The organism is Microbacterium sp. ABR10, assembly GCF_057812175.1.
In genome coordinates this window covers 1,672,226-1,688,309 of the sequence record NZ_CM173821.1, presented here as the reverse complement: position 1 = coordinate 1,688,309, position 16,084 = coordinate 1,672,226, and the positions used below count along the sequence as shown (strand labels likewise).

The 16,084-nt window shown below is 68.5% G+C and carries 15 protein-coding genes; 7 read left to right on the top strand and 8 right to left on the bottom strand.

Annotated features, from left to right (window positions below; translation table 11 throughout):
• Positions 1-254: 254 nt before the first annotated feature.
• Entirely contained in the window at positions 255-449 is a 195-nt protein-coding gene (locus ACXKZF_RS07740; protein WP_488985895.1) for a helix-turn-helix domain-containing protein, read from the bottom strand.
• 468 nt (positions 450-917) lie between these two features.
• Positions 918-2,342 (bottom strand): type I glutamate--ammonia ligase, encoded by a 1,425-nt coding sequence (gene glnA / locus ACXKZF_RS07735; RefSeq protein WP_055954603.1) that lies wholly within the window; start codon positions 2,340-2,342, stop codon positions 918-920.
• Positions 2,343-2,474: 132 nt separating this feature from the next.
• On the opposite strand from glnA, the gene ACXKZF_RS07730 reads away from it, so the two are divergent.
• Complete coding sequence (locus tag ACXKZF_RS07730; protein ID WP_055954606.1) at positions 2,475-2,903, top strand: RDD family protein; 429 nt, start codon at positions 2,475-2,477, stop codon at positions 2,901-2,903.
• A gap of 56 nt (positions 2,904-2,959) precedes the next feature.
• On the opposite strand, the gene ACXKZF_RS07725 is transcribed toward ACXKZF_RS07730, so the two are convergent.
• A complete protein-coding gene (locus ACXKZF_RS07725; RefSeq protein WP_488985894.1) occupies positions 2,960-3,670 on the bottom strand; it encodes a DUF4191 domain-containing protein in 711 nt (236 codons plus the stop codon).
• 117 nt (positions 3,671-3,787) lie between these two features.
• Here ACXKZF_RS07725 and ACXKZF_RS07720 point away from each other — a divergent pair, with 117 nt between their 5' ends.
• Positions 3,788-4,894 carry a hypothetical protein gene (locus tag ACXKZF_RS07720; RefSeq protein WP_488985893.1) on the top strand — a complete coding sequence of 369 codons (1,107 nt, stop codon included), beginning with the start codon at positions 3,788-3,790 and terminating at the stop codon, positions 4,892-4,894.
• A gap of 17 nt (positions 4,895-4,911) precedes the next feature.
• On the opposite strand, the gene sucB is transcribed toward ACXKZF_RS07720, so the two are convergent.
• From sucB to ACXKZF_RS07705, 3 genes are read right to left on the bottom strand one after another with little or no spacing between them, the layout of a single operon-like run.
• Positions 4,912-6,624 carry a 2-oxoglutarate dehydrogenase, E2 component, dihydrolipoamide succinyltransferase gene (gene sucB, locus ACXKZF_RS07715; RefSeq protein ID WP_488985892.1) on the bottom strand — a complete coding sequence of 571 codons (1,713 nt, stop codon included), beginning with the start codon at positions 6,622-6,624 and terminating at the stop codon, positions 4,912-4,914.
• A 54-nt stretch (positions 6,625-6,678) separates the two neighbouring features.
• Positions 6,679-8,052 carry a dihydrolipoyl dehydrogenase gene (gene lpdA, locus ACXKZF_RS07710; RefSeq protein ID WP_055954618.1) on the bottom strand — a complete coding sequence of 458 codons (1,374 nt, stop codon included), beginning with the start codon at positions 8,050-8,052 and terminating at the stop codon, positions 6,679-6,681.
• The gene (locus ACXKZF_RS07705; protein ID WP_488985891.1) at positions 8,049-9,515 is read right to left on the bottom strand and encodes a leucyl aminopeptidase; all 1,467 of its coding nucleotides are present in this window, start codon (positions 9,513-9,515) and stop codon (positions 8,049-8,051) included. Before ACXKZF_RS07705 ends, lpdA begins: the two co-directional genes overlap by 4 nt.
• 84 nt (positions 9,516-9,599) lie before the next feature.
• Between ACXKZF_RS07705 and ACXKZF_RS07700 the strand changes: the two genes are divergently transcribed.
• From ACXKZF_RS07700 to ACXKZF_RS07690, 3 genes are all read left to right on the top strand, one after another.
• The gene (locus ACXKZF_RS07700) at positions 9,600-10,526 is read left to right on the top strand and encodes a proteasome assembly chaperone family protein (protein WP_488985890.1); all 927 of its coding nucleotides are present in this window, start codon (positions 9,600-9,602) and stop codon (positions 10,524-10,526) included.
• A 277-nt stretch (positions 10,527-10,803) separates the two neighbouring features.
• Complete coding sequence (locus tag ACXKZF_RS07695; protein WP_055954628.1) at positions 10,804-12,132, top strand: RNA polymerase sigma factor; 1,329 nt, start codon at positions 10,804-10,806, stop codon at positions 12,130-12,132.
• On the top strand, positions 12,129-12,827 hold the full coding sequence (locus ACXKZF_RS07690; protein WP_488985889.1) for a coenzyme F420-0:L-glutamate ligase: 699 nt from the start codon (positions 12,129-12,131) through the stop codon (positions 12,825-12,827). The genes ACXKZF_RS07695 and ACXKZF_RS07690 overlap by 4 nt, the downstream gene beginning before the upstream one ends.
• A 201-nt stretch (positions 12,828-13,028) precedes the next feature.
• Here ACXKZF_RS07690 and ACXKZF_RS07685 read toward each other — a convergent pair whose 3' ends face one another.
• Entirely contained in the window at positions 13,029-14,051 is a 1,023-nt protein-coding gene (locus tag ACXKZF_RS07685; RefSeq protein WP_055954634.1) for a sugar-transfer associated ATP-grasp domain-containing protein, read from the bottom strand.
• A 45-nt stretch (positions 14,052-14,096) separates the two neighbouring features.
• Here ACXKZF_RS07685 and ACXKZF_RS07680 point away from each other — a divergent pair, with 45 nt between their 5' ends.
• Both ACXKZF_RS07680 and ACXKZF_RS07675 read left to right on the top strand, forming a co-directional pair.
• A complete protein-coding gene (locus ACXKZF_RS07680; protein WP_488985888.1) occupies positions 14,097-14,732 on the top strand; it encodes an alanine racemase C-terminal domain-containing protein in 636 nt (211 codons plus the stop codon).
• On the top strand, positions 14,729-15,760 hold the full coding sequence (locus ACXKZF_RS07675) for an alanine racemase (protein WP_243223507.1): 1,032 nt from the start codon (positions 14,729-14,731) through the stop codon (positions 15,758-15,760). The genes ACXKZF_RS07680 and ACXKZF_RS07675 overlap by 4 nt, the downstream gene beginning before the upstream one ends.
• Positions 15,761-15,830: 70 nt before the next feature.
• Here the strand turns inward: ACXKZF_RS07675 and ACXKZF_RS07670 are convergent, their stop codons facing one another.
• Entirely contained in the window at positions 15,831-16,049 is a 219-nt protein-coding gene (locus tag ACXKZF_RS07670) for a DUF7455 domain-containing protein (RefSeq protein WP_055954644.1), read from the bottom strand.
• Positions 16,050-16,084: the final 35 nt, after the last annotated feature.

The following is a 16,084-nucleotide window of genomic DNA, read 5'->3' as shown; positions in this document are numbered from 1 at the left end:
CAGGGGTTCCGAGTCGCGCAGGCGATCTTGCGTAAACCGCTCGAACAAGCTTTCCCCAGCGCCTCGCAAGCGTCGGAATCGCCATATCGATTGCTGGTCGCGAGAATCACCGCTGCTTCCCTCTCAGCCGAATCAGGTGAGGTCAAACTCAGTGACTCTATGCATCCCGCGCCGAAACAGACGCGTGGACAAGACGCTGGACGCCGGGCAAGCGAGCTGTCGCGTGAACTACATCTTCCAGAGAGTCGAGAGGTCTAAGCAGACTCTCGCTGACTCAGCCACACCTCGAGCTTGTCAGCGGGGTACCTCACGTGCTTGCCGAATCGGTTGAAGGGCGGCCCCTTCTTCGCCGTCCGCCAGCCCTCGATAGTCCGCAGCGGAATGCTGAGGTAATCCGCCACCTCCGCAGGGGTTAGCAGCACGGGGAGTGTCACTCGGTTCGTGGTCATGACCCGCCTATGCGCGGCGCTCTGCGGTCCGGGCGCAGTGCTTGTCGAGGGGTCTAGATCGGCGTTGTTGATGCTCATAGTGATCTTGTACGCGGCGCAGCTCGGTCGTGCGCGAGCCGCTTCCGACGCCGTCTGAGGTCATCAGCGACGCAACGTGAGGGGGCGGTAGGGGACAGCGTCGTGATCGGGATTTGAGTTCTGCGCCGCCAGTCAAGTCAGAGTTCGACTTCAGGCCAAGCCCGTCGAGTTTGGGAAGACCCAGGGCTGATCTTGGCTAGCTATCCGGTATCAACGCGTACCTGCACGGGGGATCGGGAGCCTGCCCCAGAAACCACAGAACCCCGGTGACTAACTGGCCGCTTTCACGGGGGTTCCAGTAGTAACCGGGGGTCTGAGAGTCACGTCGGCGTGCGGAACCCTGTCGCCATTGCTGCGCATAGGGCACCCACTGGTACGCGTTGCTACGTGTTAGACACCAAAATACAGCTCGTACTCGAAGGGGTGCGGACGCTGGGCCATCGGCTGGATCTCGTTCTCGATCTTGTACTCGATCCAGGTGTCGATAAGCTCCTGCGTGAAGACGCCACCGGCGAGCAGGAACTCGTGGTCGGCGCGCAGGGCCTCGAGCGAGTCGAGCAGCGAGTTCGGAACCTGCGGGATGTTCGCGGCCTCTTCGGCGGGGAGCTCGTAGAGGTCCTTGTCGACGGGCTCGTGGGGCTCGATGCGGTTCTTGATGCCATCGATGCCGGCCATGAGCTGCGCGGCGAACGCGAGGTACGGGTTGCCCGAGGCGTCGGGGGCGCGGAACTCGATGCGCTTGGCCTTGGGGTTCGTGCCCGTGATCGGGATGCGGATGGCCGCGGAGCGGTTACCGGCCGAGTAGACCAGGTTGACCGGCGCCTCGAAGCCCTTCACCAGACGGTGGTAGCTGTTGAGGGTCGGGTTGGTGAAGGCCAGCACCGCGGGAGCGTGCGCGAGCAGACCACCGATGTACCAGCGGGCGACGTCGGACAGTCCGCCGTAGCCGGTCTCGTCGTAGAACAGCGGCTTGCCGTCGTTCCACAGCGACTGGTGGGTGTGCATTCCCGAGCCGTTGTCACCGAAGAGCGGCTTGGGCATGAAGGTCGCGACCTTGCCCCACAGCTCGGCGGTGTTCTTGACGATGTACTTGAACTTCAAGATGTCGTCGGCCGCGTGCAGCATCGTGTCGAAGCGGTAGTTGATCTCCTGCTGACCACCGGTGCCGACCTCGTGGTGCGAGCGCTCGAGCGCGAAGCCCGCCTCGATCAGCTTGAGGGTGATGTCGTCGCGCAGGTCGGCCGTCTTGTCGACCGGCGAGACCGGGAAGTACCCGCCCTTGTAGGGGGTCTTGTTGGCGAGGTTTCCGCCTTCTTCCTGACGGCCGGTGTTCCACGCGCCTTCCTCGGAGTCGACCGAGAAGAAGCTCGAGTTCTGCTTCACCTCGTAGCGCACGTCGTCGAAGATGTAGAACTCGGCCTCGGGGGCGAAGAACGCCGTGTCGGCGATGCCGGTGGAGGCGAGGTACTTCTCGGCCTTCTTGGCGACCTGACGCGGGTCCTTCGAGTAGATCTCACCGTTGCGCGGGTTGTAGATGTCGAAGATCATCACGAGGGTCTTGGCCTCGCGGAACTGGTCGACGTACGCCGTGGTCACGTCGGGGATCAGCTGCATGTCCGACTCGTGGATGTTCGCGAACCCGCGGATCGACGAGCCATCGAACAGCTGCCCGACGGTGAAGAACTCCTCGTCGACGGTCGAGGCGGGGATGTTGAAGTGCTGCTGCACACCAGGAAGATCCGTGAAACGGATGTCGAGGAACTTGACGTCCTCGTCCTGGATGAACTTGAGCACCTCGGACGAATCTTTGAACATGAAGACTCCAGAGGTAGAACATTCGGGATCGGCGGGCCTCGCCCAGCCTCCTCGACCCTATACAGAACCGGTGTCTCGGCGATATCTCGCATGTTTCGGGCGTGTTACGCGGGCCCGATTACTCTGGATGCCGTGAGCGCACCCTCCGAGCACGACTATCCGGGCCAGCGACTGGGTCTTCCCCGCGAGGGGCGCGGCTCCATCGCCCGTCCGGGCCGCAGGATCGCCGCGCTCCTGATCGACGTCGTCAGCGCCGGCCTGGTCGGCTTCGCCTTCTTCTCGACACCCGATCCGGTGACCGGCGTCCCGTTCGCGAACCCGATCGCGGCCAACGTCATTTTCTTCGCCGTGCAGATCCTCTTCATCCCGCTGATCGGGGGAAGCCCCGGACACCGCCTCATGGGGATGCGTCTCGAGCTGGCATCCGGGGGATGGGTGGGGCTGTGGCGCCCGATCGTGCGAACCGTGCTTCTGGCCCTGATCATCCCCGCTGTGGTCTGGGACGCCGATCAGCGCGGTCTACACGACAAGATCGTCGGCACTGTCCTCGTCCGAACGTGATGGAGGCACGAACGGAGAAGGCCCCCGCGACGGCGGGGGCCTTCTTCATCTCGGGATCAACGCGGGCGCGGCGACCGCATCTTGGTGGGATCGACGCCCTTGGGGATCGGCAGTGACGACAGCCCCTGCGAGACCGAGGACACGCGCTTGATGACGGCCGCCATCGTCGCACGGTCGACCTTCTTCGGCAGGCCTTTGATGGTGGAGGCGAGCTTCGCGATCGGCACCTCGTCGTCGCCGTGTCCGACGTAGAGCACCGTCACGGGAACGCCCGAGGCGATGCGCTGGACGCGACCGCGTTCCTCGCCCACGAGGCGAGTGAGGCGGCTGCGGTTGCCCTCTCCGATGAGGACGACACCCCCGCGTCCGATCGCGCGATACAGAGCCTCCTGCGTGCGCGGGTTGACGCCCACCGGGGCCTCGGAGGCCTGCCAGTTGCGGCCGAGCGACGATGACAGCACGTGGCCGGTGGCACCCGGCATGCCGTCGATCTTCTTGTACATCGCCGTGGTCGACAGGCGGGTCATCGTGATCATGGCGGCCAGGATGCCGGCCAGCAGGCCCGTCACAGCCCACAGGATGATGCTCCAGACCGCCAGCGGCGGAATCAGGAAGCCGACGACCACGCCGAGGGCGATGCCCACGAGCACGATGCCGGCCAGCAGGAACGGCAGCCACCGGTACTCCTTCTGGGTGAAGGTGTAGAGGGTCTTGAGCTGCGAGAAGAAGCCCGGACGCTTCTCGGGCGTGGAAGTACGAGCGGCCATGAGAACGATTCTATCTTCGACACCGCCCCCTCCTCCCCAGAGCCGTGAACGCGTCATCCGTCCCCGTTCCGACGTCGCCACGCCGCGGGCGGTGCCACCCTTCGCCACCATCGGGGGATGAGCAGCCCCGCGACCTCCCTCCTGGTCGAACCGTTCGACGCCTACCTCCGGCGTCGCGCCCGAAGCGCCGTCGCGTTCACGGCGGGCGAGGCGGTCACGGCCGCGATCGCGCTGCTCCGTGGCTGCCGCGGCGCGACGGGACGATTCGCCGGCACACGATGGTGGCTGCGGGCCGATGGGTGCCCCGTCGCCGAAGAAGAGGAAGGGGGACCGGATGCCATCGCGGCCACGGCCGAGACGCTGGAGCGGATCGCGACGATCACCGACGACGACACCACCCGAGACATGTTGACGCGCGCCCGGGAGAGCGTGCTCACTCTGCCGCCTCGCGAGTGGGATGCCGTCGAGCGCCGACTCTTCCAGCACGCCTTCCCGATTCCGCTCGTCTTGGGCCCGCTGACCCCGGTGGCGGAGGCGCCGCCCGCGCCGGCCCGGCAGGTGACGAAGGGAGCGCCGTCACGCATGCTCGAGCTCGTCGACGCCGATCTCGCCGACGCCGTGCACGAGGTGTTGCGCGACATGCGTGCGCGATGGCGCAGCTCGCCGGCCGTCCGCTTCGGCGCGCTGTGCACCGCCGGTGCGGTCATCGTGGTGACGGCTCTGTTGGCGTGGCCGACCCACGACGGGTCGGCGGCGTCAGCTCCCGAGCCGTCGGTCGCACGCGCCGCCGGCGGGTCCCCGTCGACGAATGCACCATCGGCGCTCGCGCCGTCCACCGACGAGCAGCCGGCACCCGTCGCGCCGACGGTGACACCTCCGTCACTGCCGCCCGATGAGGCCGTGAGCGAGCCCGAGCAGCAGCGACAGGCAAGCCCTTCGTCGCCCGGCGAGTTCGTCGGGACCGCCCGCGACCTGTTCGCGGAGATCGATCGATGCGACGGTGATGCCGCGTGCGTGGCGTCATATGAGGAGGACTCGGGGTTCCCGCGTGAGCCGCTGATCGCCGGCGCGGACGACGCCGACATCCACCTCATCGACGACTTCGGCGGAGTCGTCGTCGTCCGGCTCAGCGTCGACTCCAACACGCAGTATGTGACGCTCGTCAGGCAGGAAGACCGATGGCTGGTCCGCGCCGTCAGAACGGTCGCGGACCAGCCATCATGAGCCGGTGTTCAGCTTCGTCAGATGCCGAGGTCGCCTTCGAACTGCGCCGCTTCGAGGCGTGCCTTGACCGCGCCGAGGAAACGGGCAGCGTCCGCACCGTCGATCGTGCGGTGGTCGTACGACAGTGCGAGGTACACGTAGGAGCGGACAGAGATAGCGTCCTTGCCGTCGACCGACACGACACCCGGCTTCTTCACGACGGCCCCGAGACCGAGGATGGCCGACTGCGGCAGGAAGACGATCGGGGTGTCGAACAGCGCGCCGCGCGAACCGGTGTTGGTCAGCGTGAACGTGCCGCCGGCGAGCTCGTCGGGCTTCAGCTTGTTGTCGCGCGTGCGCGCGGCGAGATCGGCGATCTCGCGAGCGAGCTGTGCGATGTTCTTGTCGCCCGCCTCCTTGATGACCGGCGTCAGCAGACCACGCTCGGTGTCGACGGCGATCGCGACGTTCTCCTGGGCGGGGTAGACGATCTCGTCGCCCTCGACCGTGGAGTTGATGATCGGGTACGACTTGAGCGCCTCGATGGCCGCGATCGCGAAGAACGGCAGGAACGACAGCTTGTCGCCCGTCTTCTGCTGGAACTCGCCCTTCATCCGGTCGCGGAGGGCCGCGACCTTCGTCACGTCGACCTCGACGACCGTCGTCAGCTGAGCCGTCGCCTGCATCGACGCCACGGCGCGCTCGGCGATGACCTTGCGCAGACGCGACATCTTCTGGGTGGTGCCGCGCAGCGGCGAGACCTCCACCGGCGCCGGAGCAGCGGCGGTCGCGGCAGCCGCGGGAGCGGACGACGCGGCGGGTGCGGCTTTGGCTGCCTCGGCGGCCTTCAGCACGTCTTCCTTACGGATGCGACCGCCCACGCCGCTGCCCGTGACCGAGGCCAGGTCGACGCCCTGCTGCTGCGCCAGACGGCGCACGAGGGGCGTGACGTAGGTGATGTCGTCGTTCGACGACGCGGCCGGGGCCGGAGCTGCAGGCTTCTCCTCCGCAGCCGGAGCGGCGGGCTTCTCTTCCGCGGGCGCGGGCTTCTCCGCGGCGGGGGCAGGCTGCTCGGCCGGCTTCTCTTCGGCGGCCGGAGCGGCGGGCGCCTCGGGCTGCGCCGCGGGAGCCGCACCGCTGCCGATGCGGGCGAGGGCGGCACCGACATTGACCGTCTCGTCTTCCTGCACGAGGATCTCCTGCAGCGTGCCCGCGACGGGCGAGGGAATCTCGGTGTCGACCTTGTCGGTCGAGATCTCGAGCAGCGGCTCATCGACGGCGACGTCGTCGCCGACGGCCTTCAACCAGCGGGTCACCGTTCCCTCGGTCACGCTCTCGCCCAGTTCGGGCAGCTTGACCTCGGTCGAGTCGCCATCGGCCGCCGGAGCCGGCTGCTCCGCCGGGGCCGACTGCTCGGCCGGCGCAGACGCGGCGGGCGCGGCTTCCTCGGCGGGAGCCGACTCCTCTTCGGCCGGAGCGGCCTGCGGGGCATCGTCGGACGACGTCGCGCCCGAGCCGTCGCCGATCTTGGCGAGGACGGCGCCGACCTCGACGGTCTCGTCTTCTTGGACGAGGATCTCTTCGATCACGCCCGCGACGGGCGAGGGGATCTCGGTGTCGACCTTGTCGGTCGAGATCTCCAGCAGACCCTCGTCCTCCTGGACGGTGTCACCGACCTGCTTGAGCCAGCGGGTGACCGTTCCCTCGGTGACGCTCTCGCCGAGAGCGGGGAGGACGACGGAAGTGCTCATGAATAGTTCTCCTTCGTACCGGATGCGGTATCTAGCTTAGTGACCGGTTTGTGGTCAGAGTGCGTGCAGGGGCTTGCCGGCGAGGGCCAGGAAGGCCTCGCCCAGCGCTTCGCTCTGGGTGGGGTGAGCGTGGACGAACGGTGCGATGTCTTCCGGGTGCGCTTCCCACCCGACTGCGAGTTGCGCCTCGGAGATGAGTTCGCCCACCCGATCGCCCACGAGATGCGCCCCGATGACGGGCCCGTCGACCCGCCGGACGATCTTGACGATTCCCGAGGTGCCGATGATCTCGCTGCGGCCGTTGCCGGCGAGGTTGTACTCGTACGCCTTCACGGCCTCGGATCCATAACGATCCTGGGCCTGAGCCTCGGTGAGCCCGACGGAGGCCACTTCCGGGTGCGAATAGGCGACGCGGGGAACGTGCACGTCGGGCACGAGCACGGGCGTCAAGCCTGCGATCTCCTCGGCGACGAAGATGCCCTGTTGGAACCCGCGGTGCGCGAGCTGCAGGCCGGGCACGATGTCGCCCACGGCCCACACGTGCGCGGACGCCGTGCGCAGACGGTCGTCGGTCTGCACGAAGCCCCGGTCGAGCACGACTCCCGCCTCCTCGTAGCCGAGGCCCGCCGTGACGGGCCCACGCCCGACGGCGACGAGGACGTAGTCGGCCACGAGCTCCGATCCGTCGTCGAGGGTGACGGTCGCGGCATCCGTGGTCTGCGAGAGCGAGGCGAAGCGACGACCGAGCTGGAACGAGATCCCGCGCTTGCGGAACGCCCGCTCCAGCGCCTTGCTCGACGACACGTCCTCGGCGGGCAGCAGGTGCGGCAGCGCCTCGACGATCGTGACCTCGACGCCGAACGAGCGCCACACGCTGGCGAACTCGACGCCGATCACCCCGCCGCCCAGCACCACGACGCGCTCGGGGATGACGTCGAGGTCCAGCGCCTGCTCGCTCGTGAGGACGCGGCCGCCGATCTCGAGGCCCGGCAGACTCCGGCTGTACGAGCCGGTCGCCAAGATGACGTCGGTGCCCCGGTACACGTCGTCGCCGACGCGGACGGCGGGGCCGGTCTCGAGCGTGCCCTCACCGGACACGACGCGGATGCCGCGCGCCGAGATGAGACCCTCGAGTCCCTTGAACTTCTTGGCGACGATGCCCTCGCGGTAGGCACGCACGCGAACGGGGTCGATCCCGCCGAGGGTGACGTCGACGCCGATGTCGGCGGCGCCCCGGGCGGCGTCGGCCACCTCGCCCGCGTGCAGCAGAGCCTTGGTCGGGATGCACCCGCGGTGCAGACACGTGCCGCCGAGTTTGTCCTTCTCGACGAGCACGACGTCTTTTCCGAGCTCGGCGAGGCGGATCGCCGCAGCATATCCGCCACTTCCGCCGCCCAGCACGACGACGTCTGCCGTGTGGTCCGTCATCGTGCCGCCTCCGCGGAGAGCATCTCGACGAGCGAACGGACCGTCGCGCCGGTCACACCCTTGTCGGTGTACCCGAACGGCGCCGACTTGTTCATACCGACTCCGGCGATGTCCAGATGCACCCAGGGGATGCGGGCAGCGTCCGCATCCTCGGAGACCCGACCGATGAAGTGCCGCAGGAAGAGACCGGCGAAAAGCGAGCCGCCCGCCGGGTCGCCGATCTTGGCGTTCTGCAGATCGGCGATGGGGGAGTCGAGGTCGTCGACCATGTGGTCGGGCAGCGGCAACTGCCACGCCGGCTCGGAGGCTCGGCCGGCCGCCGCGAGGTACTCCGCCACGGCGTCGTCGTCGCCCATGACACCGGCGTGGCGATTTCCGAGGGCGACCGTGATGGCACCGGTCAGCGTGGCCACATCGACGATGAGGTCGGGCTTCTCACGGCTGGCCGCGGCCAGACCGTCGGCCAGCACGAGGCGCCCCTCCGCATCCGTGTTCAGGACCTCCACGGTGGTGCCGTCGAGCGTGCGCAGCACGTCTCCGGGACGGATGGCCCGGCCGGACGGCATGTTGTCGGCGATGCACAGCCACGCGCTGACCCTGACCGGCAGGCGCATCTCGGCTGCGGCTTTCAGCACCGCGAGCACGGTGGCGGCGCCGCACATGTCGTACTTCATGCCGACCATGGATGCCGCGGGCTTGAGCGACAATCCGCCTGTGTCGAACGTGATGCCCTTGCCGACCAGCGCGACGTGACGCTCGGCACCCGCGGGGGAGTAGTCCAACCGCACCAGTCGGGGCGGACGGTCGGACCCCTGCCCGACACCCAGGATGCCGCCATACCCGCCCTCGCGGAGGGCCGCCTCGTCGAGCACCTCGACCTCGACGGGGAGTCCCTCGACGGCCTTGACGGCGGCGTCGGCGAAGTCAGCGGGTCCGAGCCACTCGGCGGGGGTCGTCACCAGATCTTTCACCAGCGCCACAGCGCCCGAGACGGCGGCGACGGCGACGGTGTCGGCGTCGGACGGCGCCGCGGACGCGAAGACGCTGACGCGCGCGGCGCGCACCTTCGCGGACTTCTTCTTGTAGTCGGCGAAGCGATACCCGCCGAGGGCCGCGCCCTCGGCCAGCGGACGCCACGGGGCGTCGACGAGGGCCTGGACCGCCACGTGCGAGAACCCGGTGAGCTGACGAACGCCCGTACCCGCGGCATCCCGCAGCGCCGAGTCACTCGGATCGGTGCCCGCACCCACGACCGCCAGCGGCGTGTTCACGCCCGGCACGTGCACGCGCTGGAAGGAGCCGGTCGCGCCCGTGAAACCGACGGCCGACAGTGCGCCGCCGAGGCCGTCCCATCCGTCGGGATCCGGTGCCCCCTCCGAAACAGTCGGGACGATCAGGAGGATCGCGTCGGCGTCGGACTCGAGAACGGGGGCGTCGGTGTACGCCACAGAGGGGAAGGGCATGGTGTCCATCCTAGGTTCGCGCGTGTTCGCTAGCAGCGGGACGCACCGCCGCCGGTCCGGGGGGAGCGCTCGTAAAGTGGACGTATGCCCGTATCCGCACCGCTGTACGACCGCGCTCCCGCGGCACCGCCCGTGCCGTCGGGCTTGCCGCTGGTGATCTCGCTCACCGGGTTCACCGACGCCGGTGGCGCCGTGACGCGGTTGGTCGAGTACTTCCGCAACGACCTCGAGCCCAACCCCGTGGTCGTCTTCGACAACGACCTGCTGCTCGACTACCGCGCTCGCCGGCCGATCATCACTTTCGTCGAGGACCACCTCACCGACTACCGCCCCGCGCGTCTCGAGCTGTCGCTCGCGCACGACTCGACGGGGCAGCCGTTCCTTCTGCTCGCCGGCTACGAGCCCGACTTCCTCTGGGAGGCCTTCGCCGAGTCCGTGCTCGAGTTGGCGGCCGGGCTCCAGGTGTCGTCGGTGACGTGGGTGCACGCGATCCCCATGCCCGTGCCGCACACCCGCCCGATCGGCACGACGGTCAGCGGAACCCGTCCCGACCTCGCCGAAGCCCACTCGGTGTGGCGTCCCCACACGCAGGTCCCGTCGACGGCAGGCCACCTACTGGAGTTCCGCTTCGCCGAGGCCGGAGCCAAGGTGGTCGGCTTCGCCCTGCTCGTTCCCCATTACCTCGGCGACACCGAGTACCCGGCGGCCGCCCTGGCCGCCCTCGACAGCCTCACCGCCGCCACGGGTCTGGAGTTCTCGGGCGAGGTGCTGCGCGAAGAGAATCGTGAATTCCTCACGAAGGTCACCGAACAGGTCGAGGCCAGCGACGAGCTCACGCGCATGCTCGAGAACCTCGAAGAGCGTTACGACGCCTACATGGCGGGCTCGACACAGGCGACGCCGATCATCCACACGGGCGATCTGCCCAGCGCCGACGAGCTGGCCGCCGAGCTGGAGCGCTTCCTCGCGACGCGTTCCGGCGACGACGATCGCCGCGGCAAACTCGGCTGACCCGACGACGGCGGCTCCCCGTCGACGACGCCGAACCTATTCAGAACGCCGAGTCCCTGGCATCCGGGAATGCTCGTCGGCGTGTCCGCGTTGTCTACGCATAGATCCCCGGTCCACGTCAAGTCCTGGTCCGAGGATGTGAGACAATAAAGAACCTGACCCATTGTCAACCGGTCCAGGAGCCCCCGCTCCTCGGATCGGGACTTGACAAGGGTCTTACTAGTGTCCGAGAACGACCGGCGGCCGTGCAACGTACGTTCCCGGTGAAAGGCGAAACGTGGCAGGCACGACAACCAAGACCCGCTCCCGGAGTGCGAAGGACGCCGAGCTCGAGAACTCCGAGGAGACCGTGACGGCGTCGACGACGACGACCGCGAAGAAGGCTCCCGCCAAGAAGGCCCCCGCCAAGGCCAAGGCCGCGCCGGCCAAGGCGAAGACCAAGGCGAAGAAGGACGACGACCTCGACGAAGACGAAGAGGTCGACGAAGAGGCCGAGGTCGCGCTCGAGGCCGACGACAGTGATGACTCGGAAGACTCCGACGACGCCGTCAAGACCGACGCGAAGAAGGCCGACGACGAAGACGACGACGATGCCCCGGCCAAACCCGCCGAGGTTCTGCCCCAGGGCGCGATCGTCATCTCCTCCAGCGATGAAGACGACGTCCCCGTCTACTCGGCGCAGATCACCGGTGCGACGGCCGACCCGGTCAAGGACTACCTGAAGCAGATCGGTAAAGTCCCGCTGCTGAACGCGGCCGAAGAGGTCGAACTCGCGATGCGCATCGAGGCGGGCCTGTTCGCCGAAGAGAAGCTGTCGAACATGTCGGCGGCCGAGAAGACGAACCAGCTCGGTCTCGACCTTCAGTGGGTCGCTCGTGACGGTCAGCGCGCCAAGAGCCACCTGCTGGGTGCCAACCTTCGCCTGGTCGTTTCGCTCGCGAAGCGCTACACCGGTCGCGGCATGCAGTTCCTCGACCTCATCCAGGAGGGCAACCTGGGCCTGATCCGTGCAGTCGAGAAGTTCGACTACACCAAGGGCTTCAAGTTCTCGACCTACGCCACCTGGTGGATCCGCCAGGCGATCACGCGCGCGATGGCCGACCAGGCCCGCACCATCCGCATCCCGGTGCACATGGTCGAAGTCATCAACAAGCTCGCGCGCGTTCAGCGTCAGATGCTGCAAGACCTCGGTCGCGAACCCACGCCCGAAGAGCTCAGCCGCGAACTCGACATGACCCCTGAGAAGGTCATCGAGGTGCAGAAGTACGGCCGCGAGCCGATCTCGTTGCACACGCCCCTCGGCGAAGACGGCGACAGCGAGTTCGGTGACCTCATCGAGGACACCGAGGCCGTCGTCCCCGCCGACGCGGTGGGGTTCACGATGTTGCAGCGTCAGCTCGAGTCGCTCCTCGATTCGCTCAGCGAGCGTGAGGCGGGCGTGATCCGCATGCGCTTCGGCCTCGGCGACGGTCAGCCCAAGACCCTCGACCAGATCGGCGACACGTTCGGCGTTACGCGCGAGCGCATCCGCCAGATCGAGTCGAAGACCATGGCGAAGTTGCGTCACCCCAGCCGTTCGCAGTCGCTCCGGGACTACCTCGAATGAGCGGCGAGGCCAACGCCGGCAAGGCGCTCACCCGCACCGTCGAGGGCACCTCGTACGCCCGCATCCCGATCCGAACCCGGGTCGTCATGCCGGGCGACGACCTCGACGACTTCATTCTCGAGTACGCGAAAGATGCCGTGCAGCCGGGCGACCTGCTGTTCGTCACCGAGAAGATCGTCGCGATCACGCAGGGCCGCTCGTACAAGCTCGACAGCATCCAGCCCAGAAAGCTCGCGCTGTTCCTGTCAAAGTACGTCACCCGCACGCCCTACGGCATCGGACTCGGCATGCCCGAGACGATGGAGATGGCGTTGCGAGAATGCGGGACGCCCCGCATCCTGTTCGCTGCGGCCGTCTCGGCCGTAACGAAGGCGTTCGGGCGAAAGGGCGACTTCTACCGCATCGCCGGCGATAAGGCCCGCGCGATCGACGGCCCCACCTCGGGCACGATCCCGCCGTACAACCAGGCCGTGGTGCTGGGGCCCGACCGCCCGCGCGAGGTCGCTGCGCGCCTGAAGTCGCTGCTCGGCGGCGACCTGCAGGTGGCGGTCGTCGACATCAACGACCTGGGCGGCAACATCCTCGGTTCGACGATGGACAAAGCGGGAGAGAAGCGCCTCGTCGCCATCCTGAAAGACAATCCGCTCGGTCAGGGACACGAGTCCACGCCGCTGGGCATCGTCCGCCACGGCTGACGCGACCCTGCGAAGGCCCGCTCCGTTCACGGGGCGGGCCTTCGCCGTATCCGGATGCCATGACTCGGAGCCGGCCCCTGCGACACGCTCGGGGTCCTCGACGCGGGGGCCGTCGACGCCGGACGTCGCAGCCCGTCGAAGCCACCGTGATATGGCGAAGGCCCGCCCCCTCGCGGGAGCGGGCCTTCGCGGCATCCGGTGTCAGAAACCGATGGCGGCCTGGTAGCGAGGCTTGTGCCCGGTGCGGATACCGGTGACGCTCGGCTTGTTCTCGTAGACACCGGCGCCCCAGTTGCCCTCGACGAGCACGGGGCCGTCGGGGCCGACGACGATGTCCCAGCCGACGTACTGCACCTGCGGCACGACGCGCGCGACCTGATCGACGAACGCCTTGACCTCTTCGATCAGCGGAAGCTGGAAGTCGGCGATGCGGACACCCGAATCGGGGTGCAGCTCGTGCACGTGCCCATGGGAGTCGTACCCGGCCCCGAGCGCGCGACCGTCGTCATCGAGCATCGTGTAGAAGCCGCCGAACGTCATCTGGTCACTGACGGCGCCGCGGCCGAACTTCTGGGCCATCGCGAGGATGTGCGTCGTCTCTCCGTCGAAGAACGCGGTGACGCGCGTGGTGTTCACGGTGCCGGGGCAGACCGCGGCAAGGTCGTCGTGCTGGCGGATGACCTCCTCGACGAGGATCTCGCCGCGTTCGAGCAGACCGCGGTGGAAGGCGTCCCAGTCGGCGACCTCGGCCGCGTGGTATCGGTGCACACCGGTTCCCGCCTGGCCGACGGGCTCCTTCGTGACGACGGTGCCCAGACGCTCGGCGAAGGCGCGCAGCTCGTCGGCGTTGTGGGCATCGACCACCATCCACTCGCGGCGGAGGAACTCGCTGAAACGCCGGTCGAAGGCGACCTTGTCCTGGAAGATGCCGCGGAAGTCGGGGTGGTCGTACTTCTGCGAAATCTGGTTCGACACCGGGTGCGTCATGTACGTGGCGCGCTCGGCCGGGGTGAGGATCGCGAAGTCGTAGTCGATGTAGTCCTGGAACCCGACGTTCTTCACGCCCGCCTGGAAGAGCATGTCGCCGACGACGAGCGGCAGCGATTTGCCGTGCTGCGCCGAGGCCTCTTTGGCCCGTTCGATCACCGAGCCCACGTCGATGCGGCGGGCACGTCCGGCGAGGTAGCGCAGACGGGTGACGGGGGAGAAGCCGTGGGTAGGCATGCACGCTCCGGGGTCGGGGACGACGGACCCCGTTAGTCTAGATGTGTGACCTCCACGCTCCCTGCCCGCGCGCCCGGGGCCGGGACAGTGGCGCCGGTGGCCCTCGTTTCGGACGCCGCGCTGCGCCGCAACGCCGGGAGGGCCGTGGGTGGTCGCGACGACGTGCTGACAGCGGACGGGTGGGGCCACGGCGCCGAATGGGTGGCATCCGTGCTCGCCGATCTCGGAATGGATGCCGCGGCCCTCGACGCCGCGGTCCTGTACGGCCTCCCGGGTTCCTGCACCACGCCCGTCCTGTCGCTGCGCGGGCGCGCCCTGGGCACCAAGCCGCTGCTGCGGGGCGAGGGCGTCTCGTACGGCTACACCCACCGCGCGCCCGCCGACACGAACGTGGCGCTCGTCACGGGCGGATACGCGCAGGGCGTCGTGCGCTCCCTCGGCAACGTGGCCACCGTGGCCATCGAGGGGTGTCGCCACCCGATCGTCGGTCGCGTGGCGATGGACGTCTGCGTCGTCGACGTCGGCGGCACCCCGATCCCGCGCGGCACCGAAGTCGTCTTCTTCGGCGATCCGGCCGCCGGTCACCCCTCCCTCGCGGAGTGGATGGATGCCACGGGCTGGAGCGCAGCCGAGATCGTCGCCGCCGTGGGCGCGCGGTCCGACCGCCGGGTGACCGCATGAGCGCGGTCTACCGCGTCGATCTCGACGCCTTCGCACGCAACCTCCGCCGCGTGCGCGCGGCCGTGGCGCCCGCCGCGCACATGCTGGTCGTCAAGGACGACGCGTACGCCCACGGGCTCGATGCGCTCGTGCGCCGGGCGTGGGATGAGGGCGTCCGCTGGTTCGGCGCCTTCGACGTCGCCACCGGAGGCGCGGTGCGCGCGGCGGTCGGCCCCGAAGCCCGCATCTTCGTCTGGCTCATCGGTGGGTTCGACGACCTCGCGGCCGGGGTGGCCGCCGACCTCGACCTCGGCATCGGCGACGAAGCGCTGCTCGACGACCTCGCCACTCTCACCGGGCGCCCGGCCCGCGTGCACCTCAAGATCGACACCGGCCTCCACCGCAACGGCATCCGTCCCGAGCAGTGGGACAGCGCCCTCGCACGGACCTCCGTTCTCGTCGCCGACGGTCGAGCGGTTTTCGAGGGGATCTGGTCGCACATCTCCGAAGCCTCGGATGCCGACGACGACGACGCCCGAGCGCTGTTCCTCGCCGCGCGCGACGCGGCGCGCGCCGCGGGCCTTCACCCCCGCTTCTCCCACTTGGCCGCCAGCGCCGCCGGCTTCGCCCGCGGGGAGTTCCGCGAAGACCTCGTGCGGGTCGGGGCGTTCTCGTACGGCATCCGGCCCGCCGGAGGCCCCGGCGAAACCGAGCTGGGCATCGAACCCGTCGCCGCCCTGGTCGCAACCGTGACCGCCATCGACCCGGCGGGCGTGCACCTGGACGTGGGCAGTCTGCACGGCCTGCCGAGCACCCTCTCCGGGCACTTCGACGTCGCCACCCCTGCGGGCCCCCGCCGCGTCGAGGACATCGGTGCGACCGAGACCGTCGTCGCGCCGTGGGACGATGCCCGAACGGGCGACGAGATCGTCGTCTTCGGTCGAGGGGCGCTGTACAGTGCGACCGATCTCGCGGAGATCATCGACACCATCGGCGAGGAGATCGCGTTGCGCGTGTCGCCCTCGCTCCCTCGCGTCTACACGGCGTGAACGTCAGGACACAGAAAAGGCCCCGGCCCGCTTCGGAGGAAGCGGTCGGGGCCGGATCTGGTGTGAGGGCTCAGTCGGCGGACGAGAGGCGCGCGGTCTCGTCGTGCCACGACGTGGCGATGCTGCGCAGCTTCTCTTCGTACTTGCGTCCGTGGTGCGCGCAGAACAGCAATTCGCTGCCGTTGACCTCGGCGGCGATGTAAGCCTGCGCGCCGCAGGAGTCGCAGCGATCCGCCGCCGTCAGACGGTGGTCGAGAACAATCGCGTCGGGTGCGGTCGTGGTGGTCATCTCGGGTGCCCTCCTCATGTGGTCGTGGGCGAGTC